The organism is Aurantimonas sp. DM33-3 (assembly GCF_014334315.1).
GTDB lineage: Bacteria > Pseudomonadota > Alphaproteobacteria > Rhizobiales > Rhizobiaceae > Aurantimonas > Aurantimonas coralicida.
This window is the reverse complement of the sequence record NZ_JACSGS010000014.1, coordinates 57,852-79,840: the sequence shown is the minus strand read 5'-3', so window position 1 is coordinate 79,840 and position 21,989 is coordinate 57,852. Positions and strand designations below refer to the sequence as shown.

19 protein-coding genes are annotated in these 21,989 nt (G+C 67.9%); 11 read left to right on the top strand and 8 right to left on the bottom strand.

Annotated features, from left to right (window positions below):
- Positions 1 to 62: 62 nt before the first annotated feature.
- The 4 genes from zwf to H9Q09_RS17230 all read left to right on the top strand — a co-directional run bounded on the left by zwf (position 63) and on the right by H9Q09_RS17230 (position 6,157).
- Entirely contained in the window at positions 63 to 1,550 is a 1,488-nt protein-coding gene (gene zwf / locus H9Q09_RS17245) for a glucose-6-phosphate dehydrogenase (protein WP_024349319.1), read from the top strand.
- Positions 1,551 to 1,561: 11 nt separating this feature from the next.
- Positions 1,562 to 2,269, top strand: a complete 708-nt coding sequence (pgl, locus tag H9Q09_RS17240; RefSeq protein WP_187392054.1) for a 6-phosphogluconolactonase — start codon at positions 1,562 to 1,564, stop codon at positions 2,267 to 2,269.
- A 31-nt stretch (positions 2,270 to 2,300) separates the two neighbouring features.
- Positions 2,301 to 4,118 (top strand): phosphogluconate dehydratase, encoded by a 1,818-nt coding sequence (edd, locus tag H9Q09_RS17235; protein ID WP_187392053.1) that lies wholly within the window; start codon positions 2,301 to 2,303, stop codon positions 4,116 to 4,118.
- A 77-nt stretch (positions 4,119 to 4,195) separates the two neighbouring features.
- Positions 4,196 to 6,157, top strand: a complete 1,962-nt coding sequence (locus H9Q09_RS17230) for a nucleoside-diphosphate sugar epimerase/dehydratase (protein ID WP_246716205.1) — start codon at positions 4,196 to 4,198, stop codon at positions 6,155 to 6,157.
- A gap of 104 nt (positions 6,158 to 6,261) precedes the next feature.
- Here the strand turns inward: H9Q09_RS17230 and H9Q09_RS17225 are convergent, their stop codons facing one another.
- Together H9Q09_RS17225 and H9Q09_RS17220 are read right to left on the bottom strand one after the other, a co-directional pair.
- Positions 6,262 to 8,208: a GumC family protein gene (locus H9Q09_RS17225; protein ID WP_187392051.1), complete on the bottom strand. Its 1,947-nt coding sequence runs from the start codon at positions 8,206 to 8,208 to the stop codon at positions 6,262 to 6,264.
- 179 nt (positions 8,209 to 8,387) lie between these two features.
- Positions 8,388 to 9,404 carry an endo-1,4-beta-xylanase gene (locus tag H9Q09_RS17220; protein ID WP_246716204.1) on the bottom strand — a complete coding sequence of 339 codons (1,017 nt, stop codon included), beginning with the start codon at positions 9,402 to 9,404 and terminating at the stop codon, positions 8,388 to 8,390.
- A 176-nt stretch (positions 9,405 to 9,580) separates the two neighbouring features.
- Between H9Q09_RS17220 and H9Q09_RS17215 the strand changes: the two genes are divergently transcribed.
- Positions 9,581 to 10,894, top strand: coding sequence for a lipopolysaccharide biosynthesis protein (locus tag H9Q09_RS17215; RefSeq protein WP_187392050.1), 1,314 nt, complete (start codon positions 9,581 to 9,583; stop codon positions 10,892 to 10,894).
- Here the strand turns inward: H9Q09_RS17215 and H9Q09_RS17210 are convergent.
- From H9Q09_RS17210 to H9Q09_RS17200, 3 genes are read right to left on the bottom strand one after another with little or no spacing between them, the layout of a single operon-like run.
- Positions 10,866 to 11,750 (bottom strand): DUF6492 family protein, encoded by an 885-nt coding sequence (locus tag H9Q09_RS17210; RefSeq protein ID WP_187392049.1) that lies wholly within the window; start codon positions 11,748 to 11,750, stop codon positions 10,866 to 10,868. The genes H9Q09_RS17215 and H9Q09_RS17210 overlap by 29 nt on opposite strands.
- A gap of 27 nt (positions 11,751 to 11,777) precedes the next feature.
- On the bottom strand, positions 11,778 to 12,575 hold the full coding sequence (locus tag H9Q09_RS17205) for a WecB/TagA/CpsF family glycosyltransferase (protein WP_187392048.1): 798 nt from the start codon (positions 12,573 to 12,575) through the stop codon (positions 11,778 to 11,780).
- Positions 12,575 to 13,828, bottom strand: a complete 1,254-nt coding sequence (locus tag H9Q09_RS17200; RefSeq protein ID WP_246716203.1) for a glycosyltransferase family 4 protein — start codon at positions 13,826 to 13,828, stop codon at positions 12,575 to 12,577. Before H9Q09_RS17200 ends, H9Q09_RS17205 begins: the two co-directional genes overlap by 1 nt.
- A 211-nt stretch (positions 13,829 to 14,039) precedes the next feature.
- Here H9Q09_RS17200 and H9Q09_RS17195 point away from each other — a divergent pair, with 211 nt between their 5' ends.
- Both H9Q09_RS17195 and H9Q09_RS17190 read left to right on the top strand, forming a co-directional pair.
- The gene (locus tag H9Q09_RS17195) at positions 14,040 to 15,020 is read left to right on the top strand and encodes a glycosyltransferase (protein WP_187392046.1); all 981 of its coding nucleotides are present in this window, start codon (positions 14,040 to 14,042) and stop codon (positions 15,018 to 15,020) included.
- Positions 14,989 to 16,293, top strand: a complete 1,305-nt coding sequence (locus tag H9Q09_RS17190; RefSeq protein WP_187392045.1) for an O-antigen ligase — start codon at positions 14,989 to 14,991, stop codon at positions 16,291 to 16,293. Before H9Q09_RS17195 ends, H9Q09_RS17190 begins: the two co-directional genes overlap by 32 nt.
- Here H9Q09_RS17190 and H9Q09_RS17185 read toward each other — a convergent pair.
- Complete coding sequence (locus tag H9Q09_RS17185) at positions 16,283 to 17,491, bottom strand: acyltransferase (protein WP_187392044.1); 1,209 nt, start codon at positions 17,489 to 17,491, stop codon at positions 16,283 to 16,285. The genes H9Q09_RS17190 and H9Q09_RS17185 overlap by 11 nt on opposite strands.
- Positions 17,492 to 17,700: 209 nt before the next feature.
- Between H9Q09_RS17185 and H9Q09_RS17180 the strand changes: the two genes are divergently transcribed.
- The 4 genes from H9Q09_RS17180 to H9Q09_RS17165 all read left to right on the top strand — a co-directional run bounded on the left by H9Q09_RS17180 (position 17,701) and on the right by H9Q09_RS17165 (position 20,628).
- Complete coding sequence (locus H9Q09_RS17180) at positions 17,701 to 18,168, top strand: DUF2948 family protein (protein ID WP_009208227.1); 468 nt, start codon at positions 17,701 to 17,703, stop codon at positions 18,166 to 18,168.
- A 91-nt stretch (positions 18,169 to 18,259) separates the two neighbouring features.
- On the top strand, positions 18,260 to 19,552 hold the full coding sequence (hisD, locus tag H9Q09_RS17175) for a histidinol dehydrogenase (protein ID WP_187392043.1): 1,293 nt from the start codon (positions 18,260 to 18,262) through the stop codon (positions 19,550 to 19,552).
- Between the two features lie 7 nt (positions 19,553 to 19,559).
- Positions 19,560 to 20,048: a UPF0262 family protein gene (locus H9Q09_RS17170; protein ID WP_009208225.1), complete on the top strand. Its 489-nt coding sequence runs from the start codon at positions 19,560 to 19,562 to the stop codon at positions 20,046 to 20,048.
- A 100-nt stretch (positions 20,049 to 20,148) separates the two neighbouring features.
- Positions 20,149 to 20,628, top strand: coding sequence for a low molecular weight phosphatase family protein (locus H9Q09_RS17165; RefSeq protein WP_024349333.1), 480 nt, complete (start codon positions 20,149 to 20,151; stop codon positions 20,626 to 20,628).
- Positions 20,629 to 20,662: 34 nt separating this feature from the next.
- On the opposite strand, the gene yihA is transcribed toward H9Q09_RS17165, so the two are convergent.
- On the bottom strand, positions 20,663 to 21,325 hold the full coding sequence (gene yihA / locus H9Q09_RS17160) for a ribosome biogenesis GTP-binding protein YihA/YsxC (protein ID WP_024349334.1): 663 nt from the start codon (positions 21,323 to 21,325) through the stop codon (positions 20,663 to 20,665).
- Positions 21,326 to 21,339: 14 nt separating this feature from the next.
- Positions 21,340 to 21,978, bottom strand: a complete 639-nt coding sequence (locus tag H9Q09_RS17155) for a CatB-related O-acetyltransferase (protein WP_187392042.1) — start codon at positions 21,976 to 21,978, stop codon at positions 21,340 to 21,342.
- Positions 21,979 to 21,989: the final 11 nt, after the last annotated feature.

Genomic DNA, 21,989 nt, shown 5'->3' with positions numbered 1-21,989 from the left:
GATTAGATTACACAGCGGACGGAACGGCTTCCCCCGCTCATTGTCTTGCAGAGGGACGATACATGTCCAGCCAGATCATTCCCGTCGACCCGTTCGACTATGTCGTGTTCGGCGGCAATGGCGACCTTGCCGAACGCAAGCTGCTGCCGGCGCTCTACCATCGCGACCATGACGGGCAGATGCCGCAGGATTCGCGGATCATCGGCGCCTCGCGCACCCATATTTCCGACGAGGAGTACCGGGCCTTCGCCCGCGAGGCGATCGCCAAGCACGTCAAGCCCGAGGACACTCACACGACGTCCGTCGAACGCTTCGTCTCGCGCCTGCACTACCGGCAGGTGGATGCGCGCGCCGACGAGGGCTGGGACGAGCTGAAGGCGCTTCTGGAAGGCGCCGAGGATGGCAACGGCACGCGCGTGCGCGCTTTCTACCTGGCGGTCGGCCCGGCGCTGTTCGCCGATCTCGCCTGCCGCATCGGCGAGAAGGGCCTGGTCCACGCCAACACGCGTCTCGTCGTCGAGAAGCCCGTCGGCCGCGACCTGGAATCGGCCCGCGAACTGAACGACATCATCGGTCGCTACTTCACCGAGGACCAGGTCTTCCGCATCGACCATTATCTCGGCAAGGAGACGGTGCAGAACCTGATGGCGCTGCGCTTCGCCAATGCGCTGTACGAGCCGATCTGGAACTCCGCCCATATCGACCACGTCCAGATCACCGTGGCGGAATCGGTCGGGCTGGAAGGCCGTGCCGGCTATTACGACAAGGCCGGCGCGCTGCGCGACATGGTGCAGAACCACATCCTGCAGCTGATGTGCCTGGTCGCCCTCGAACCGCCCCCGACGCTGGACGCCGACGCCCTGCGCGACGAGAAGCTGAAGGTGCTGCGCGCCCTCACCCCGATCGATGCCTCAAATGTCGAGAGCCGCACCGTGCGCGGCCAGTACAAGGCCGGCGCCTCCGATGGCGCGGCCGTGCGCAGCTATCTCGACGATCTCGGCGAGGCCCAGAGCGACACCGAGACCTTCGTCGCCATCAAGGCCGAGATCGGCAACTGGCGCTGGGCCGGCGTGCCCTTCTATCTGCGGACCGGCAAGCGCCTGTCCGAGCGCATGTCGGAGATCGTCGTCACCTTCCGGCCGATCCCGCATTCGATTTTCGCCGGCCTTTCGGGCAGCATCCAGCAGAACCAGCTGGTCATGCGGCTGCAGCCCAATGAGGGCGTCAAGCAGTGGGTGATGATCAAGGACCCCGGTCCCGGTGGCATGCGCCTGCGCCACGTCCCGCTGGACATGAGCTTTGCCGAATCCTTCCGGGTGCGGAACCCGGACGCCTATGAGCGGCTGCTGATGGACGTCATCCGCGGCAACCAGACCCTGTTCATGCGCCGCGACGAGGTCGAGGCGGCCTGGAACTGGATCGACCCGATCCCGCAGGCCTGGGCCGAGAAATCCATGAAGCCGCAGGGCTACACGGCCGGCACCTGGGGCCCCTCCTCCGGCGTGGCGCTGATCGAGCGCGACGGCCGCACCTGGCACGAACCCGACTGAGGCGATCCGGAATGAACACAGCCCCCGTCCTGCACCGCTACCGCGATGGCGACGCTTTGGCCGAGGCCCTCGCGGTCGGCGTGGCCGCCGTCCTCGCCGGCGCCATCGCCACCCGCGGCACGGCGACCCTGGCGGTCTCCGGGGGCTCGACGCCGAAGCGCTTCTTCGAGCGTCTGTCGCAGGCCGAGATCGACTGGCCGAATGTGAACGTGCTGCTGGTGGACGAACGCTGGGTGCCGGCGTCGAGCGATCGCTCGAACGCCGCGCTGGTCGCCGACAAGCTCCTGAAGAACCGCGCCGCGGCGGCGCATTTCATCCCCTTCTATCTCGACGCCGAAACGCCCGAGGATGCGCGCGAGGATCTCGCCGAGCGCTTCCGGCGGCTGGCCCGTCCGCTCGACGCCGCCGTGCTCGGCATGGGCACGGACGGCCATACCGCCTCCTTCTTCCCGGGCGGCGACAATCTCGATGCCGCCATCGACCCGCAGACCACCGAGCCGGTCGTCGCCATGCGGGCGCCCGGGGCCGGCGAGCCCCGCGTCACCCTGACCCTGCCGATGCTGGTGGAAGCGCGGCTCCTGGCGATCCACATCGAAGGCGAGGAAAAGCTCGCCGTCTACGAAAAGGCATTGGCCGGTGGCCCCGTCGAGGAACTGCCGATCCGGGCGGTCCTCGAAGCACCGCGCAAGGACCCCGCCAACGTCTTCTGGTGTCCCTGACGCCCCTTTCACCGTCCAGGAGGTCAATCCCATGACCGTCGATCCGCGCATTGCAGAGATCACCGACCGCATCCGGGAGCGTTCCGCGCCGACGCGCGAACCCTATGTGGCGCGCATCATGGCCAAGGGCGCCGAGGGACCGAAGCGCTCGACCCTGACCTGCGGCAACCTCGCCCATGGCTTCGCCGCCTGCGGCCCGCTGGACAAGTCCCGCCTGTCGGGCGACCAGACGCCCAATCTCGGCATCATCACCGCCTACAATGACATGCTCTCGGCCCACCAGCCCTTCGAGCGCTATCCCGAACTGATCCGCGAGGCGGCCCGGGCCATGGGCGGCACCGCGCAGGTGGCGTCGGGCGTTCCGGCCATGTGCGACGGCGTCACCCAGGGCCAGGCCGGCATGGAGCTGTCACTGTTCTCGCGCGACGTGATCGCCATGGCGACCGCCGTCGGCCTGTCCCACGACATGTTCGACGCCGCCGTCTATCTGGGCGTCTGCGACAAGATCGTGCCGGGCCTGACCATCGCCGCTTTGACCTTCGGCCATCTGCCGGCGATCTTCGTGCCGGCCGGGCCGATGACCTCGGGCCTGCCCAATGACGAGAAGAGCCGCATCCGGCAGCTCTATGCCGAGGGCAAGGTCGGGCGCGAGGAACTGCTCGCCGCCGAGTCCCAGTCCTATCACGGCCCCGGCACCTGCACCTTCTACGGCACCGCCAATTCCAACCAGATGCTGATGGAGATCATGGGCCTGCACACGCCGGGCTCGTCCTTCGTCAATCCGAACACGCCGCTGCGCGATGCGCTGACGCGGGAAGCGGCCAAGCGCGCCCTGTCGATCACCGCGCTGGGCAACGAATACACGCCGGCCGGCCTGGTGGTGGACGAGCGCGCTGTCGTCAACGGCGTCGTCGGGCTGCACGCCACGGGCGGTTCGACCAATCACACCATGCATCTGGTGGCGATGGCCGCGGCCGCCGGCATCAGGCTGACCTGGCAGGACATTTCCGACCTGTCGGACATCACGCCGCTGCTTGCCCGCGTCTATCCGAACGGCCTCGCCGACGTGAACCATTTCCAGGCAGCCGGCGGCATGGGCTTCCTGATCCGCGAGCTGCTCGATTGCGGCCTGCTGCACGAGGACGTGCGGACCGCATGGGGCCATGGCCTGCGCGCCTATACGGTCGAGGCGCGCCTCGCGCCGGACGGCGAGACCGTGCTGCGCGAAGCCGCCCCCGCCCACAGCGGCGATCCCAAGGTGCTGACCACCGCCGACCAGCCCTTCTCGTCCAATGGCGGCCTGCGCATGCTCAAGGGCAATCTCGGTAAGGCCGTCATCAAGGTTTCCGCCGTTCGGCCCGAGCGCCGCATCGTCGAGGCGCCGGCGAAGATCTTCCACGACCAGAACGACATGAAGGCCGCCTTCGATTCCGGCGAACTCAATCGCGACTTCGTCGCCGTGGTCCGCTTCCAGGGCCCCAAATCCAACGGCATGCCGGAGCTGCACAAGCTGACGCCACTGCTCGGCGTTCTCCTCGACCGCGGCCACAAGGTGGCGCTGGTCACCGACGGGCGGATGTCGGGCGCCAGCGGCAAGGTGCCGGCGGCGATCCACGTCACCCCGGAAGCCAAAGCCGGCGGGATGATCGCCAGGCTGGTCGATGGCGACATGGTGCGCCTTGATGCCGATGGCGGCACGCTGGAAATCCTCGTGGACGCCGACGAACTGGCGGCGCGCCCCCTCGCCGACCCCGATCTCAGCGGCAACGAATTCGGCATGGGCCGGGAATTGTTCGCCACCTTCCGGGCGGCAGTGGGCACGGCTGACGCAGGCGCCAGCGTCTTTTGACGGCTTCCGCAGCGCGCGTTCGCATGATAGCGCACTAAATGGTCTGTCCGAGGAGGCGGAACCATGGATTCCTGTTGATGAATTTCGCCAAGAGCATGCTGGCCATCTCCCTGCGACAGCTCGGTATCGTCCACGACATCCTGATCGCCGCGGTATCGATGACCATCGCCATGTCGATCGCCTGGGGATGGCAGCCGCTGTTCAGCGTCTGGCAGATCTGGCTTCTGATCGGTGCCTATACGGCACTGAGCGCGGTCTGCTTTCCGTTCTTCTCGCTCAACAGCGGCGCCTGGCGCTACGCCTCGCTGCTCGACGTGCTGTCGATCGTCAAGGCGGTCACCTTCATCAACCTCGCCTTCCTGCTGCTGCATTTCCTGCTGTTCCGCGGCGCCTTCCTGCCCCGCTCCACGATCGTGATCTCCTGGTTCATCATGATCGTCGGCCTGGGCGGCCCCCGCCTCGCCTACCGGCTGATGAAGGAGCGCCGCCTCGACCGCCGCAGCCTCGCCGCATCGGCCATCGCCGGCACCAAGCGCGACCTCCTGCTCTACGGCTTCAACGACAATGCCGACCTGTTCATCCGCAACAGCCGTCGCAACCGTCGGCAGGACGCCATCGTCGGCATCATCGACGAGAAGTCCAAGAACCGGCGCCGGCAATTGCATGGCATCCGCGTGCTCGGCACGCTGGCCGAACTGGAACAGACCATCGCCTGGGCCGAGAAGCGGGGCACGCCGGTCGGCGAACTGGTGGTCACCGAGGTCGACATTCCGGCCGCGCGGCTGTCGCGCATCGTCGCCACCTGCGCGCCGCTGGGCGTGACGGTCAAGCGGCTGCCCGACATCAGCCAGACGGGCATCGTCGACGAGAACCGCCCGATCGAGCCGCTGCCGATCGCGCTGGAAGATCTCCTGGGACGCCAGGAGGTGGATCTCGACATCGCCGAGGTCGAGCGTTTGATCAAGGACCGGCTGGTCATCGTCACCGGTGCCGGCGGCTCGATCGGCTCCGAACTCGTGCGCCAGATCGCGCGCTTCGCGCCGCGCCGTCTCGTCCTCGTCGACAATTCCGAGTTCAATCTCTGGTCGGTCACCCGGCAGATTTCCGACGAATTCCCCGGTGTCCCGATCCTGCCGCGGATCGTCGACGTGCGCCACGGCAACCGCATCCGGGCGCTGTTCGCCGAGGTCGGCCCCGACGTCGTCTTCCACGCCGCTGCGCTGAAGCACGTGCCCATCGTGGAGGACAATCCGGTCGAGGGGATCGACACCAACCTCCTGGGCACCCGCAACGTCGCCGATGCGACCCTTGCCGCCGGCGCCTCGGCCTTCGTCATGATCTCGACCGACAAGGCCGTGAACCCGTCCAACGTCATGGGCGCGACCAAACGGGCCGCCGAAGCCTATTGCCAGGCACTGGATCTCGATCAGGACGCGACGCGCTTCATCACCGTGCGCTTCGGCAACGTCCTCGGCTCGACCGGCTCGGTGATCCCGCTGTTCCGCTCGCAGCTGGAAAAGGGCGGGCCGCTGACGGTCACCCACCCGCACATCACCCGCTTCTTCATGACCATTCCCGAGGCGTCGCGGCTGATCCTGCACGCGGCGGGCCACGGCATGACCGACACCCGCGCCAAGGGCCAGATCTTCGTGCTCGACATGGGCAAGCCGATCCGCGTCGCCGAACTCGCCGAGCGGGTGATCCAGCTCGCCGGGCTAAAGCCGCATATCGACATCGACATCCGCTTCGTCGGGCTGCGCAAGGGCGAGAAGCTCTACGAGGAACTGTTCGGCGAGGGCGAGACGCGCGAGGAGACCGGCCGCGCCGGCCTGCTCATCGCCGGCTCTCGCGTCAGCGACGTGAAGCTCCTGTCGCGCAGCTTCGCCAATATCGAGGGTGCGGTCACAGCCGGCGATGCCGAGCGCGCGCTGGAGATCCTCAGGCGCATCGTGCCGGAATACCAGCCGGCCATCATCGACGACGACACCGGCGCCGACCCGGCGCGTCTGGCGCAGCCGACACCGCCGGCGCCGGCCTGATCGTCATCGCAACATCATCGCGGGACGCTGGCTGAACGGCCTGCGCTGGCGACAGCGCGCGCTCGCCTCCCCCGTCGTCGATCCGCGCTGACCGCGTGCCGGGACTACAGCGCCTGACGGCGGCCGCGAATGTCGGCGATGTGCTTCTTCACCGCGGCGATGTCGTTCTGCAGCCGCACGACTTCCTCGTCGTCGCCCGCCTGCGGCGTCTCGCTGTCGGCGGGATCGGGAAGATCGCCGCCCAGCGCACGGATGCGCTCGCGCAGCGTCCGGCGCCGCGCGGCCGGCGGCAGCGTCTCGTCTTCGCCTGCACTGTCCGCGTCCGACGCGTCCTGCGCGGGAGCCGCGGCATCCTCTGCGTCATTCGCCGGAACCGGGCGACCCTCCGAGGCATCGGTTTCGACCGTTGCCGGGTCTGCCTCATCGGGCAGGGGCGCTTCCGCAACCGGCATCGCCGCGGCCATACGCCGTTGATCCTGCGCCCTCGCATGGACCGAGGGTCGGAAGTCGTCGTCTGCAGTCTCAGGACCGGCGGTCATGGCGCCGTCCCCGGGGGCCAGCACGATGGCCGTGGAATAGCCGCCGCCATTGCCGAAATGACCGGTCGCGGCGGAGCCGTAGGAGGTGCTGAAGCCGCTCGGACGGGGCCGTGCGGCCATCTCCGCCCGCATCCGCATGGCGTTGCGATACTGCTCGGAGATCGCACCGACACCGGCCAGGAACACGCCGGCCAGAAAGCCCAGCATGCCGCCGGCCCCGACCACCAGACGCCGCGACAGGCTGGAGGGCCGCAGCGGCGGGGTGGCTTCCGAGATCACCCGGACATTGGCCGTGTTGATGCCCTGCTGTTCCCCGGTTTCCCGGGCGCGCAGCAGGTAGGATTCATAGACTGCCCGCGACGCCTCGACCTCGCGCTGCAATTCGCGCAGCCGCACGAAGGAACCGCTCGTCGCCACCTGATCGGACTTCAGCTCGTCGAGCTGCCGGGTGAGATCGCTGTTGGTGCGCTCGGCGCGGGCCAGATCGGTCTGCGCCCCGGCAACGATCCGGGCAAGCTCGGAGCGGATGGCGTCGCGCGCCGAGGCCAGCGACTGGCGGCTGGCGATGAGCTGCGGATGCCGGGGGCCCAGAGTGGCCGCCAGCGATGCGGTCTTCTGGGCGAGGTCCGAATAGGTGGCGCGCAGGCGCGTCAGTGCATCCGAGGTCAGTTCTTCGGGAAATGCGCCTTCGACCACGTCGTCGACACTGGCCCTGGACATTTGCTCGGCCTTCACCCTGAGGGCGGTCACATTGGCCCGGCCGCGCGACAGTTCGTCGTTGATCCGCAGGATGTAGCTGTCGTCGACCAGCTGCCCGCCGACGCCGACGAGCTCGTTCTCGGACTTGTAGTCTTCCACCGCCCGTTCGGCGGCTGAGACCTTCTCGCGCAGTTCGGCCAGACGCGAGGAGAGCGCGTTGGTCGCCCGTCCCGCCGTGTCCGACTGGACCTCGGCCAGATGGTCGATGAAGGTATTGGCGACCAGACGCGACAGCCGGGCGGATTTCTCAGGGCTTTCGGTCGTCACCGAGATGTTGAGGATGAAGCTCTTGGCATCGCGCGAGACCCCGGTCACCTCGCGCAGATTCTCCATCGTCTGCAGGAAGCGTTCGTTGGTCGATGCGGTGGTGGGGCTGGTGAGGCCCAGGCTTTCCAGCGACGGCAGCAGCGATTCGCCCTGGCCGTTGAACTCGGGATCCGACGTCAGGTCGGCGCTCTCGACGATCTTGGCCATCATGTCGTTGGAATTGATGACCGCGATCTGGCTCTCGATCAAGGCGAGGGTCGCCTCCGTCGGCAGGCCGTTCGGCGTGACCTCGTTCTGCACCACCTTGATGTCGCGGGGATCGGCGAAGATCTGCGAATAGGCGGTGTATTTCTTCGGCATCGACAGCGCGAAGGCGACGCCGAGCAACAGCCCGAAGATGGTCGTCAGGATGATCAGCCGCCGCGCCGACCAGACCGACTGGAAGACATGCACCGGGTCGATCAGCGAGCCGTTGGAATCCTGCATCTGCGGCCCTGACGGGCGCGCGGCATACGGTGCGTTCGGGTTCGTCTCGGATGAGAACATAGCCATATCGATCCGCAGAATAGCCGTCCGGATCAAGTGCCGGAGCTTGCCGACCGACTGTGGGCAATCATGGCTAATGAACGGTTAAGACGCACGTCCCTAGCGGAACTTTCCGTCGGTCAGCCGGCCCTCAGGCGCGATTTCAGCAGTTCCATCCATGGTTTCGGGCGCAGGTCGCGGTCGAGCGGAAGCGGCCGGTCGGGATGGCCGTCCGGCCGCGGCAGCACATCCGGCACCCAGCTGTAGCGGTCGGTGATGCCCCACACCGTCACCGCCTGCGGCGGCTTCCAGGCGAAGATCGCGTCCAGAAGGTCGGAGACCAGCCCATAGGCGGTCTCGTCCTGCGCCGCGTTGCTCGGCGGGGTTTCCCAGTCGATGATGTCCAGCTCGGTGACCATCAGCCCGACGCCGAGCCGGTCCAGCTCCTTGTTGAAGCCTTCGAGCCCCTCCTTGTCGATCTGCCGGCCCGCATACAGATGCCCCTGCATGCCGACGCTGTGGACCGGCACGTTGCCGTCCTGCAGCTGGCGCACGATGCCGAGCATGATCTCCCGGCGCGCGTCGAAGCGCGGGCCGACGAACTCCAGATCGTAGTCGTTGATCACCAGCCGCGCCTGTGGATCGGCCCGGGCCGAGGCCGCAAAGGCGATGGGGATGTGCTTCGGCCCGAGCTTGTCCAGCCAGACGGTCTGGCGTAGCGGGCCTTCGGTGGCCGGATCGTTGGCGATGACCTCGTTGACGACATCCCACCCGGTCAGCCGGCCCTTGTAGCGGTCGCCGATCCGTTCGATGTGGTCGACCAGCGCGGCCTCCGCCGCGGCCGGCGTGTCGAGCCGCTCCACCCAGTCCGGGGTCGCGCCCCACCAGACATGGCAGGTGCCCCGGCTGAGCCGGTTGTTCTTCAGGGCAAAATCGACCACCCGGTCGGCGGGCTCGAAATTCCACTGGTCGGGCGCGGGATGGACGAGGCTGAACTTCAGCCCGTTCATCGGCATGATCAGGTCGCAATGATCGAGAAACGCCTGCTTGTAGCCGGGGTCGACCTCCATGAACTCGGCCTGGATGGCGCCGCCCAGCGGCACGCCGCCGGCCGCTCGCGCACCCGTTCCGGCGGCCGATGCCGCACCCGGCGCCAAGGCCAGCGCGGCCCCGGCACCCAGAAGGGAACGGCGCGTTAAACTTCCCGCGCTAGTCGGGGACGAGCCGCCGGGCGCCGCCGCTTCCCGCTGGTGCACGCTTCGCAGCTTGGAACGTGCATCGCGCCCGCGGTGGTGTATCGTCATCTGCCTATCGCTCTCCCGAAGGTTGGAGCATGCCACGCACAGCAGTCTGGATCGAAAGCTTTAAGGGCAACCTAAGCGTGATCCGCGATTACGCCTGGTTGCTCAGCGGATCCGCCGGCCGGCTGGTCCTGTCGCTCGCCTATTTCGTCAGCATCGCCAACGGCCTGTCCGTCGGCGATTTCGGCCTGTTCGCCACCGCGTCGGCCACCGGCATCGTGCTGTCGCGCATCGGCGGCTTCGGCTTCGTCTCACCGCTCTACCGGGTGGCGACGGTGCGCCAGCGTCTGGTCGGCACCTATACGGCCGGCCTGCTCGTCGCCTTCCTCCTGTCGCTGCCCGTCGTCGCCATCGCCGCCGCCGGCTTCTATGCCGCATTCTTCGATGGCGAGATGGGCATTGCCGCCTTCGTCGCGGTGGTCACCGCCGAAATCCTCTTCTGGCGGGCGCTGGAAGTGGTGGTGATCGTCAATAACGGCCTCGGCCGCTTCGGACGGGGCGCCAGCATCGTCATCGCCGGTTCGGCGATCCGTGCCGCCGCCGCGGTCGGCTTCGTCCTTCTCGGCAGCGGCACCCTGCTGGAATGGTCATGGATCTACATGACGGCCAATGCCGTCGCTGCGCTCTTCGCCATTGTCGGCTTCTATCCCCGCCAGCGGCTGCGCTTCCGGCCGGCGCTCTATCTGGGGCGCTGGCGCGACAGCCTCTCGGTCGCCGGCGCCGAGATCATCTTCTATCTGCAGTCCGAGCTCGACAAGCTGCTCGTCCTGTCGCTGGGCGGACCGCAGATGGCCGGCATCTACGCCATCCTGATGCGGCTGATCGACCTGACGGCGCTCCCGATCCGCTCGGCCAACACGATGATCGTCCAGAAGCTGATGAAGAGCCCGGGCTGGATCTCAGACTGGAAGAGGCGCTGGGGACTGGAAGCGATCGTCGCGGTCGTCTCGGTCGCCGGGCTCGCGGTCCTCGGCGGCATCCTGCACCTCTACCCCACGCTCCTCGGTCGCAATGTCGCCGACGCCGCGCCCCTGGTCCTCGTCGCGCTGTTCGTCCCGGCCTTCCGCAATCTCATCGAATACGAGAGCGAGCTGCTCTATGCGCGCGGCAAGACCGGTCTGCGCGCGCTGATCCTTGCCATTGTCGGCCTGATCAAGGCGGGCCTTCTGGTGGTGCTGCTGCGCGCCGCGCCCGACACCGAACGCTGGATTCTTGGCCTGAACGGGCTGTTCCTGGTGCTGTGGATCGTCTCGGCGTCCTCGACCTACGCCGCCTTCGACTGGTCGCGACCGCGCCGCCGCCGGTCGCGCCGCTGGCTCAGATCAGCCCCACAGCCCGGCGAATGAGCGCCGGGTCCGTCCCGGTGAAGGACTGGATGCCCGCCGCGACCTGATGCGGTGCGAGCCCGCGTGAGAAATCGGCCAGCGCCTCGGAATCCAGCGCCGCGCCGTTCCAGTACATGTGGCAGAGGTCGACATCCGTCGGGGCATGCCGGTCGGGCTGGTTCTCGAGCTCGGCGACGAAGCGGCCATAGAGCGTGCATTCCGACAGCGCCCGCCCGCCAACCAGGGTGCTCATCCACGAGCGGCCGCCGACCGCTTCCATGCGGGCCTTCATCTCGCGCACCGTGTCCGTGCGCCACGGAAGCAATGTCCCGATATAGCCCTCGTCGGTCGTCGCCGGCGCGTCGATCCCGAGCATGGCCCCGGCCCGGCGCGACCAGGCGCGGTGTTCGCTGCGGGCCGGTTCGTCGAGAACGGCCACGGAGCCTGGACGCCGGAAGAAGTCGACACCGCCGTTGCGGTGAAACCAGCCGAGATCGAAGGGCCGCAGAAAGACGACGTCGGAATCCACCGACACGACGACCTCCTCGTCGAGCCGCGCGGAAATCGCGAGGCGGCGCAATTGCTGCACGTGCCAGCCCCGCAGCGGTGGCCCCTTGGGCGTCAGCCAGATGCGGCGACGGCCGAACGACAACGGATCGGGAAACGGCCGCAGCCATCGCGGCAGCAGATCGCGTTCGTCGACGATCTCCCGGCGCGGGCCGGCCAGTTGCCGGAACAGGGCGACATCGGCACCCTCGACCATGATCAGATGACGGCGATGGCCGGTGACGCGCTGGTCCATGCTTTCGCACAGCAGGCGGCAGCGCTCGAAATCGCCGCGATAGCTCGACGTCACAATGGCCGACTGCAAGGTCATCGTCTCCGTCCCGCGGGCCTCAACACATCAGCCGATCGGGTGACGCGGCGCGAACCTATCGCGCAGAATCCCGAGGAGAAAGGCTGGATTGCCGAGAATGTAGCGCCGCCACAACCGTGCCGGCTCGAGCCCCAGGCGCCACACCCATTCCATGCGCAACCGCCGCACGAGCGCCGGCGCCCGCGACACGTTTCCGGCGTAGAAATCGAACAGCGCACCGACCCCGACGAACAGGCGACCGTGCCGCGAATTCAATGCGTTGACCAGGAAGAGCTCCTGCGCCGGCACGCCCATCGCCACCAGCACGATGTCCGCATCCGCATGCTCCAGCGCGGTCAGGACGACGGCCTGCCCTGCCGCATCGAAATAGCCGTCGGAGATGGTCACATAATCGTGGTGGGGCGCGATCTCGCCGAATCGTCCTGCCGCACGCTCGGCAACGCCCGGCGCGCCGCCGATCAGCGCGACGCGCAGCGGCCGATCCAGCGCTGACAGAAGCCGCGGGACGAAGTCGGTGCCGTTGAGGTTTTCGCGAAAGCGCGCGCCGTAGAGAAGCCGCGCGGCGATGTCGACGCCGATCCCGTCCGGCAGGACCAGACAGGCGGCCAGCGCCTTCCGGTAGTCAGGCTTCGCGCGCACCAGATTGACGCAATGGGCATTGAGGAAGGCAAGCCGCGTCGGGCCGGCATCGCTTGCCAAGGCCGCGTCCAGCCGGCGAATGGCGTCCGCTCCGGCGATATCGGCCACCGCGATCCCGGCGATCCGGCGCTCGGGCATCACCGCCTGCGGGGATGCCTCTTGGGGCAGGTGCTGTCCGCCGTCCATCAGGCCGGATCCCGGCCGGCCAGGGCGACCGGCCCGGCTTCGTCGGCCACGCGCGCAGTGTCCCGCTGCCCCGTGCCGTTCGCCTGGCGGGCCAACGTCGTGCGCAGCATATCGAGACCGGCGGCGATGCCGGCATCCAGCGCGGCGGTCTGCGACCGCACGAAATCGGCGCCATCCATGCGCACGGTCTCCCCGGCGCGCTCGGCGGTCACCAGTTCGACCAGCCGGTCGGCGAAATCCTGCGGATCGTCGGCGGTGCGGACATTTGCCGGCACGGCACCGACCCCGCGCAGCGCCTGCGGTGTCGCGACGGCCGGCATGCCCTCCTCGAAGGTCTCGATGGTCTTGAGCTGGATGCCGGTTCCGCCCCTCGTCGCCAGCGCCAGCACACGCGAGGCGCCGACGAAGGCCTGTGCGTCCGCCACCCGGCCGAGGAAGGAGACGTTGCCGGGCAGCGCCGGCGGGGTGCCGTCGAAGCTGCCGGCAATGGCGACGCGGATGTCGGCCGGCAGGCGCGGCACGACATGCGCCAGAAACCAGTCGAGACCGACGCGGTTCGGCGCCCAGCTCCAGGTACCGATCAGCCCGACATCAGGGGTCCGAACGCCGTCGTCGGCGCGGGGCGAGCGTCCCGTCGTCAGGGCCAGCGGCCGGCAACGGGCGGTTCTGGCGAGACCCAGCGCGGCGCGATCCTCCTCGCTCAGCGTGTGGATGACCGCCGCGTCGCGGCAGATGCGGTGTTCCACCCGGCGCAAGAGCGCGGCCTCGCGGGCATAGAGCGCACGCGTGTGGAGACGACCGGCACTGCGGGCATTCTCGGCAGCCGAGCGATGCTCGACATTGTGGGCGATGAAGATCGACGGCTTCTCCCGCGCCAGAAACGGATAGGCGGCGGGCATCTGCACCGAGCTCAGCACGTAACCGTCCACCGGCCCCGCCTCGGCCAGCCGCGCGCGCAGCCCGTCCCGCGTCAGCCCGGCGACCTTGGCAGCCGACACCGGCAGGTTGCGCAGCGTCGCGGCGCCCACCCAGCCGATCTTCTGCGACAGCGACGCCGCGGCGTTCTCGATGGCCAATTCGCCAAGACAGATCTCGTCCGCGCCCGGTTGCCGGCTGCCGGGCCGGCGAAAGCCGGCGAAGGTGAGCCGCACGCCCTGCCGCCGGTAGGACTGCGCGATCGCATGATTGGCGATCTCGAATCCGGTCGACGGCCGGCCGTCCGGCAGCAGCGAGGAGAGAAACAGAAGATGCATCCGACAAACCAGGGGTGTGCGCTGCAAGGAGCGGAATGCTGGCATGGAAGGATTGAAGGAATATCAATCCGCCGGATCAAACCCGGCGGGTTCGGTCCGAAAACGAGGATTTCCCCGTCCGACGGCGCGCGATCTGAGCGAAATCGATCCTTTCTTCACCTTTCTCTGGTCTGCTCGCGCCGAACCGCGGACAATCGCCCGAGCGAGATCGATGACCGACGCCATCACCATCGCATGTGAATCGCCCGGCCTCGATGGCGACGCCTTCGCGATCGTCGTCACTCTTCCGACCTTCCGCCGGCCCGAGCATCTCCTGAAGACGCTCGCCTCGCTGGCCGCGCAGCGGACCGCCCGTCCCTTCGCCGTGATCGTCATGGAGAACGATGCCGAGGGCTGTGCCGGGCTCGATGCCGCGCGCCCCCTGTTTGCCGACGGTCAGCTGAACGGCCTCGTCCTGATCGCCCATGAGCGCGGCAATTGCGCCGCCTACAATGCCGGCTGGCAGACCGCGCTGACGCGGTTTCCGGCGATGCGCCACCTTCTGGTGATCGACGACGACGAGATCGCCGACCCGGACTGGATCGACCGTCTCGTGGCGACCTCCGACAGGCTCGACGCCGATATCGTCGGCGGGCCGCAGGTGCCGGTCTTCGAGGACGGGGCCAGCACCCGCTACGCGCGCCATCCCGTCTTCACGCCGCATTACAGCGAGACCGGGGCCGTGCCGATCCTCTATTCCTCGGGCAATGTCGCGATCCGCCGCCAGGTGCTCGAGACGATCGGCGCGCCCTTCCTCGACACGGCCTTCAACTTCATCGGCGGCGGCGACAGCGACTTCTATACGCGCTGCCGCCAGCGCGGCTTTTCCTTCGGATGGTGTGCCGAGGCACCGGTTCTGGAGACGACGCCGGCGCGCCGCACCGAGTTTTCCTGGCTGAACGCCCGTGGCCTGCGCAACGGCGCCATATCCTCGATCATCGAGCGCCGGCAGACCTCGGGCCGGCGCAACGGGCTGCGCCGCGTCGCCAAGAGCGCCGCCCTGCTGGCAGCCTCGCCGCTGCGCTCGGCAGGGCTGGCCCTGCGCACGCGCTCGCCGGTGATCGGGCTTTATCACATGCAGGTCGCCATCGGCCGGCTGATGGCGGAATTCGGATGGGTGAATGAGCAATATCGCCGTCCAGAACAGAACTGACTTTCGCTCCTTCGGCGACACCCAGTGGTGGACGGATACCGTCCGCATGCTGCTGGGCGCCGGAATCTTCACGGCGCTGCTGGTCACCGTCACGCCCTTCGCCGTCACCTTCACCGGCGATCAGGACGCCGGCAGCCTGGCCAACCAGCTGGGCTACGCCTCCATGGCGCTGGTCGTCTTCGCCGGCCACGCGCTCCTCACCGACCGCACGACGCTGCTGGCGCTTGCCCGCCCCATGTGGCTCATCATGGCGGCGTGGCTCTTGGTCAGCGCCCTGTGGGCGGACAGTCCGGAAAACGCCCTGCGCGGCGCGGCCTTCACGCTGCTGGCGATGGCGACCGTCAGCGCCATCCTGTGCTTCCCCAAGGATGTGCGCGCCTTCCGCACCGCGCTGACGCTCGCCATGCTGGCCGTGCTGGCGCTGTCCTATTTCGGCGTCATCGCCATGCCGGGCCTTGCCCTGCACGACGGCTCGGGCTCGGAGCCCCAGCATGCGGGCCTGTGGCGCGGCGCCTATTCCCACAAGAACGTCGCCGGCGCGGTGTTCGCCGTGGTGTTCTTCTGCGGGGTCTATCTGTTTCGCTGCGGCCAGCGCTGGTCCGGTTTCGCCATTGCGCTCCTGGCCGCTTTCTTCGTTCTGAAGACCGGTTCCAAGACGTCGATCACGCTGCTGCCGGTGGTCGCCGCCATCGTCATCATCGGTTCGCTGACCGGCCGCTGGCTGCTGACCATCGGCATCGCCCTGACCTTGACGGTGATGGCGTTCCTGACGATCGGCACGGTCCTGTCGCCGCTGTTCGACCAGATCGTCCAGACGGTGGTGCCGGGCACGACCTTCACCGGCCGCATGGATCTCTGGCGCTTCGCCCTGGAAGTCTTCGAAGGGCATGAGTGGACCGGCTTCGGCCTCAACGCCTTCTGGCAGAGCCAGGTCGTCTACGGCACGGAGCGCAATTTCGAACTGTCCTGGGATCCGCGCGGCAGCCCCAACGCCCATAATGGCTATCTCGACATCGCCATCTCGATGGGCCTGCCCGGCCTCGTCCTCGCCGTGATCGTGCTGGTCGTCCTGCCGCTGTGGGATTTCACCCGTGTCGGGCGCGACCGCGAGAGCCAGCTTCTCGGCCAGCTCTTCCTGATGGTCCTCGCCTATCTGCTGCTGAACGCGTTCCTGGAGAGCTTCCTGTTCGACCGGGCCAACCCGATCTGGATGGCGGTCTGTTTCGCGGTCATCGGCCTGCGGCTTTTGTCGCGCCACTCGGTCAGGGCGTAGAGCCATCCGCGACAGGCTTGTCGGCCGGATGTCCGGAGACCGGAGCAGGCTTGCGTGACAGGCGCTTCTGGCCATAGGCCATGCCCGGCCGCTCGATGAGCCGCCAGGTGATGGCGCTCATGACGATCGTGCCGGCCAGGATGATCGCCAGCGCCGTCAGCGACTGCCATTCCGTGCTGCCCATCAGGCGCTTGCCATCCGCCGCCGCCGAGAAGATCGGCCAGCCGGTCCTGTCGCCGAGAACCGTCGCGACGTTCTCGGCGCGCGAAATGACGAAGGCGTGGGTCATGTAGACCGAGTAGGAGATCGCCCCGAGAAAGGCGATCGGCCCGGCCTTCAGGAGCCGGCTCACCGCGCCGCCCTCATGGCCGAAGACATAGATCGCGAAGGCGAAGACCAGCGGTGCGGCGACCGACAGCACCGATCCGCCGAGCTCGCTGACGAACACCGCCACGAGGAGGACGCAGGCGAGTTCGGCCAGCGTCCAGGCGGTGCCCCCGACCGCAACCCGTCCGCCAGCCCTCGGCCAGATCACCAGCCGCAGGACGGCCCCGAGCGAGAAGCCGGCGAGACAGCGTAGCCAGCCGAAGCGGACCGTCGTGTCCATCGTGCCCTCGACCAGCGCGATCACGACGAGCCCGCCGACGATGGTCACCGCCATCAGCGGCAGCATCGCCCGCGGCGCGCGGATGACCATGAGCGCGAACAGGCCATAGGCCAGCAGCTCCGCCGAGATGCTCCAGCTCGGATAGTTCCAGCCGAGCGTATCCACGGTGCCGAAGGAATGGCTCATCAGGAGGTTGTGGGCGAGCGCCACCACCGAATTGCCGCCGACGAAAGCCTCCGACGGCCCCTTGGTCACCAGCATCAGGCACTCGAAGGCGACGAAGAGCGCCAGCATGAAGAGATGCAGCGGATAGACCCGGAACAGCCGTAGTCCGAAGAAGCGGCCGAAATTCTGCTCTCCGCGCAGCCGGTCGTAGAAGGCGTGGGCGATGACGAAGCCCGACAGGACGAAGAAGAAGTCGACGAAGAGATAGCCGTGCCGGAAGAAGGCGGTCTCGTGGACGATGCCGGCGACCGGGGCGTGGAACAGGACGACCAGCAGCGCACAGATACCGCGCCAGCCGTCGAGCGCTTCGAACCGTGCCGGCTGGCTGCGATCCTGAACGGCGGCCTCGCGCTGTTCGTCGTGCATGGCGATCCCCCCGGATGCCCGCGCCGATCGGCGGCGCCGTCGGCTCTCGCGGTCGTTGGACCCGGCCAGAATGCGCCGGAAACGTTAAGCTTTTGGTCATGCCTCGGTGCAGGGCGCGGCGATGCGCCGGATGTCGGGGCGGGATGCCGTTGCGGTCGGTGCCGGCGCGCCCTAGGTTCCGCGCTGCCAACACGGAAAGAACCCTTCGCATGACCGACCGCCTGCGCCTCCTCGCCGTCGACACCGACGACCTGGCGATCATCTCAGCCTATTGTCAGGACGCGGTGGTCAAGCCGAAGGACTGCCAGCACCGGGCCGCCGCCGGCCAGTTCATCGTCGAGATGAACCGCTTCGTCTGGGAGACCTCGCAGGGCGTGTCCCGCTTCCGCCTGTTCAAGAAGGCCGAATACGAGCGCCGCCGCGCGGTGCTGCATTTCGACCGGGTGACCGAGGTCAAGCATACCGGCCTCGCGCCCGCCTCCGACGACGTGCTGGTTCTCCTTGCCATCCGCTTCACTGTGACGGAAGCGCCCTCGGGGATTGTCGAGCTTGTCTTCGCCGGCGGCTCCGCGATAAGGCTGACCGTCGAGGTGATCGAGGCGCAGCTCGCCGATATCGGCGGTTCCTGGAGCACCGGGTCGAAGCCGGACCACAACCGGCCAGACCGGATCAGCTGACGGCCGCATGGCTGGCGCGCCCTGCCGCAAGGCAGGTGGAACCGCGACGGCCCGACGGCGTCCGACGAGAGTGACGGAAGGGGTTCGCAGAGTGCCGTCGAGGCTCAATACCGACGATTCCGGTTTCGAGGCGGAGTTTCGCGCTCTGCTCGGCGCCAAGCGCGAGCAGGCGGACGACGTCGATTCCGCGGTCCGCCACATCATCGCGCGGGTGCGCGAAGAGGGCGACGCCGCCCTGATCGATCTGACGCGCCAGTTCGACGGGCTCGACCTGACCCCCGAAGTGCTGCGGGTCGGCCAGGACGAGATCGACGCTGCCCATGCTGCGACGCCCGAAGAGACGCTGGCGGCGCTGACCACGGCCCATGATCGCATCTCCAGCCACCATGCCCGGCAGATGCCCAAGGACGACCGCTATGTCGACGCGATCGGCGTCGAACTGGGCAGTCGCTGGACGGCGGTGGATTCGGTCGGCCTCTACGTTCCCGGCGGCCAGGCGAGCTACCCCTCTTCCGTGCTGATGAACGCCGTGCCGGCCAGGGTCGCCGGTGTCGAGCGCATCGCCATGACGGTGCCCGCCATGCGCGGCGTCCTCAACCCGCTGGTCCTTGCCGCGGCGAAGATCTGCGGCGTCAGCGAAATCTACCGGCTGGGCGGAGCCCAAGCCGTGGCGGCCTTCGCCTACGGCACCGAGACCATCGCGCCCGTCGCCAAGATCGTCGGCCCAGGCAACGCCTTCGTCGCCGCCGCCAAGCGGCAGGTCTTCGGCACGGTCGGCATCGACATGATCGCCGGCCCGTCGGAAATCCTCGTCATCGCCGACGGCCGGAACGATCCGGACTGGATCGCCGCCGATCTGCTCAGCCAGGCCGAGCATGATGCCGCCGCCCAGTCGATCCTGATCACCGACGATGCGGGCTTTGCCGACGCGGTCGAGGCCGCCGTCGAGCGGCAGCTCAAGACCCTGTCGCGCGGTGCGACGGCGGCTGCGAGCTGGCGCGACCATGGCGCGATCATCCTCGTCGGCTCGCTCGACGAGGCACCGGCCCTGTCCGACCGGATCGCTCCGGAGCATCTGGAACTGGCGGTCGACGATCCCGAAGCCCTCTTCGCCAGGCTGCGCCACGCCGGCGCGGTCTTCCTCGGCCGGCATACGCCGGAAGTGATCGGCGACTATGTCGGCGGCTCGAACCATGTCCTGCCAACCGCCCGCTCGGCGCGCTTCTCCTCCGGCCTGTCGGTGCTCGACTTCGTCAAGCGCACCTCGATCCTCAAGCTTGGCCCGGACCAGTTGCGCGAGCTCGGCCCGGCGGCGATCGAGCTCGCCCGCGTCGAAGGGCTCGACGCCCATGGCCGGTCGGTCGCGATCCGGCTGAACCTTTGAGGATGGCATGAGCGAAGCGGACGGCACGGGCGATGGCCATCTGATCGACGTCGAGCTCGACGACACGATCGGCCGGGCGACGCCCGACGTCGAGCACGAGCGTGCCGTGGCGATCTTCGACCTGATCGAGGAGAACGTCTTCAATCCGGTTGGCGCTCCCCAGGGCGGCCGCTTCAAGCTGAAGCTCTCCCTGGCCGACAAGCGTCTGGTCTTCGACATCCGCGACGAGAACGATGCGCCGCTGGTCGCCCATATCCTGTCGCTGACCCCGTTTCGCCGGGTCATCAAGGACTATTTCCTGATCTGCGACAGCTATTACGAGGCGATCCGCTCGGCCACGCCCCAGCATATCGAGGCCATCGACATGGGCCGGCGCGGGATTCACAATGACGGCTCCCAGACCCTCATGGAACGGCTGAAGGGCAAGATCGACGTCGATCTGGATACGGCGCGGCGGCTGTTCACCCTGATCTGCGTTCTCCACTGGCGGAGCTGACCCCGGCCATGGCGTGGCGAGTGACGGCATCGGGGGGCGATCGGGATGCGGGGGCCAGTGGGACCCGGCGCGGTTCCGCTGCCTCCGGGAGGCCCTGCCCATGAGCCCGGCCGGCGAAGGCGGCGACAAACGGCGCATCTCCTCGGTGCTGTTCGTCTGCGGCATGAACGCGATCCGCTCGCCCATGGCCGAGGCGCTGGCGCGGTCGCTGCTTCCCCAGTCGGTTTATGTCGCGTCCGCCGGCGTGCGCGACGGCCAGCGTGATCCGTTCGTTGACAGCGTCCTGGCGGAAAAGGGACTCAGCCTCGGCGACCGGCGGCCGCAGCGGCTGGAGGATCTCGAGGACAGCTATTTCGACCTGATCGTCACCATGGCGCCGGAAGCCCACCACGCGGTCCTCGACGCCACCGGCACGGCCTCGGTGGATGTCGAGTTCTGGCCGATGCCCGACCCGTCGGTGGCCACCGGCAGCCGCGAGCAGATCCTGGAAGCCTATCGCGCCGTGTGCAGCCGCATCGACGACCACATCCGCAAGCGCCTGCTGCAGGATCAGGCGACGCCGGCCGCACCGAAGGACTGACGAGCGCTGCGGAATACGCCGTAAGCGCCCTGCCCTATTCGGCCAGTGCGGCGATCTCGGCCTTCAACTCGTCGAGCCCGACGCCCTTTTCCGACGACGTCGAGAGAATCCGCGGAAACGCCGCCGGGTGCCGCTTGATGCCGAGCGCCGTCGCCTCGATCAGCTTCGGCACGCCCGTCGCCTTGATCTTGTCGGTCTTGGTCAGGACGATCTGGTAAGAGACGGCGGCCTTGTCGAGCAGGCCCATGACCTCCTCGTCATTCTTCTTGATCCCGTGCCGCGCATCGATCAGCAGGAAGACTCGCTTCAGGCTGGCGCGGCCCCGCAGATACGAGAAGACCAGCTTGGTCCAGGCGTCGACATGGTCCTTCGGGGCCTTGGCATAGCCATAGCCCGGCATGTCCACCACCGCGATCGGCGGCAGTTCGGCGGTCTCGCCGCCATAGCCGTCCGGCACGAAGAAGTTCAGCTCCTGCGTCCGGCCCGGCGTGTTCGAGGTGCGCGCCAAGCCCTTCTGGGCGAGAAGCGCATTGATCAGCGACGACTTGCCGACATTGGAGCGACCGGCGAAGGCGATCTCGGGCGGGCCTTCCGGCGGCAGGAACTTCATCGCCGGGACACCGCGCACGAAGACCCAGGGCTGGCCGAAGAAATGCGCGGCGGCCGGCGGCGGCGGCGTGTTGGCGTCGTCGGTCATGTCCTGATCCATCGTCATTTCGCCTCTTCCAGCGCGTCTATGTCGCCGCCCCGAATCGCACCGAGATTGCGGCTGATCCTGTCGGCCGGCCAGTTCCACCACGCGATTTCCAGGAGGCGCCGGACGGCGTCGTCGGGAAAGCGCATGCGGATCGTTCTGGTCGGATTGCCCCCGACCACGGCATAGGCCGGAACGTCCTTCGTGACCACCGCATGGGCTGCGATCACCGCCCCGTCGCCGACGGTGACCCCCGGCATGATGGTCGCCTTCTCGCCGATCCACACATCGTTGCCGATCCGCGTATCGCCCTTCACCCCGTCGAGGATGGTCTGGAAATCGAAACCGGCTTCCCAGCCCTTGCCGAAAATCTGGAAGGGGTAGGTCGAGATTCCGCCCATCGCGTGATTGGCGCCGTTCATCACGAAGGATACGCCGCAGGCGATGGCGCAGAACCGGCCAATGATCAGCCGGTCGCCGATGAACGGATAGAGATGACCGACGCAGGCCTCGACGAAACACTCCGGACCGTTCGGGTCGTCGTAATAGGTGTAGTCGCCGATCTCGATCTGCGGATGGTCGACCAGCGGCTTCAGGAAGCCGACACGCGGATGCCCGGCCAAGGGGTGCGGATCGGTCGGGTCGGGTCCGTGCATGCTCGGTCCTT

Coding starts and splice junctions, on each gene's coding strand:
- edd (WP_187392053.1), top strand. CDS start 2,301: ATGACCGTCGATCCGCGCATTGCAGAGATCACCGACCGCATCCGGGAG.
- H9Q09_RS17195 (WP_187392046.1), top strand. CDS start 14,040: ATGACCGACGCCATCACCATCGCATGTGAATCGCCCGGCCTCGATGGC.
- H9Q09_RS17165 (WP_024349333.1), top strand. CDS start 20,149: ATGAGCCCGGCCGGCGAAGGCGGCGACAAACGGCGCATCTCCTCGGTG.
- zwf (WP_024349319.1), top strand. CDS start 63: ATGTCCAGCCAGATCATTCCCGTCGACCCGTTCGACTATGTCGTGTTC.
- H9Q09_RS17200 (WP_246716203.1), bottom strand. CDS start 13,828: ATGCATCTTCTGTTTCTCTCCTCGCTGCTGCCGGACGGCCGGCCGTCG.
- H9Q09_RS17205 (WP_187392048.1), bottom strand. CDS start 12,575: ATGGACGGCGGACAGCACCTGCCCCAAGAGGCATCCCCGCAGGCGGTG.
- pgl (WP_187392054.1), top strand. CDS start 1,562: ATGAACACAGCCCCCGTCCTGCACCGCTACCGCGATGGCGACGCTTTG.
- H9Q09_RS17155 (WP_187392042.1), bottom strand. CDS start 21,978: ATGCACGGACCCGACCCGACCGATCCGCACCCCTTGGCCGGGCATCCG.
- yihA (WP_024349334.1), bottom strand. CDS start 21,325: ATGACCGACGACGCCAACACGCCGCCGCCGCCGGCCGCCGCGCATTTC.
- H9Q09_RS17215 (WP_187392050.1), top strand. CDS start 9,581: ATGCCACGCACAGCAGTCTGGATCGAAAGCTTTAAGGGCAACCTAAGC.
- H9Q09_RS17210 (WP_187392049.1), bottom strand. CDS start 11,750: ATGACCTTGCAGTCGGCCATTGTGACGTCGAGCTATCGCGGCGATTTC.
- H9Q09_RS17185 (WP_187392044.1), bottom strand. CDS start 17,491: ATGCACGACGAACAGCGCGAGGCCGCCGTTCAGGATCGCAGCCAGCCG.
- H9Q09_RS17180 (WP_009208227.1), top strand. CDS start 17,701: ATGACCGACCGCCTGCGCCTCCTCGCCGTCGACACCGACGACCTGGCG.
- H9Q09_RS17230 (WP_246716205.1), top strand. CDS start 4,196: ATGAATTTCGCCAAGAGCATGCTGGCCATCTCCCTGCGACAGCTCGGT.
- H9Q09_RS17190 (WP_187392045.1), top strand. CDS start 14,989: ATGAGCAATATCGCCGTCCAGAACAGAACTGACTTTCGCTCCTTCGGC.
- H9Q09_RS17170 (WP_009208225.1), top strand. CDS start 19,560: ATGAGCGAAGCGGACGGCACGGGCGATGGCCATCTGATCGACGTCGAG.
- H9Q09_RS17225 (WP_187392051.1), bottom strand. CDS start 8,208: ATGCAGGATTCCAACGGCTCGCTGATCGACCCGGTGCATGTCTTCCAG.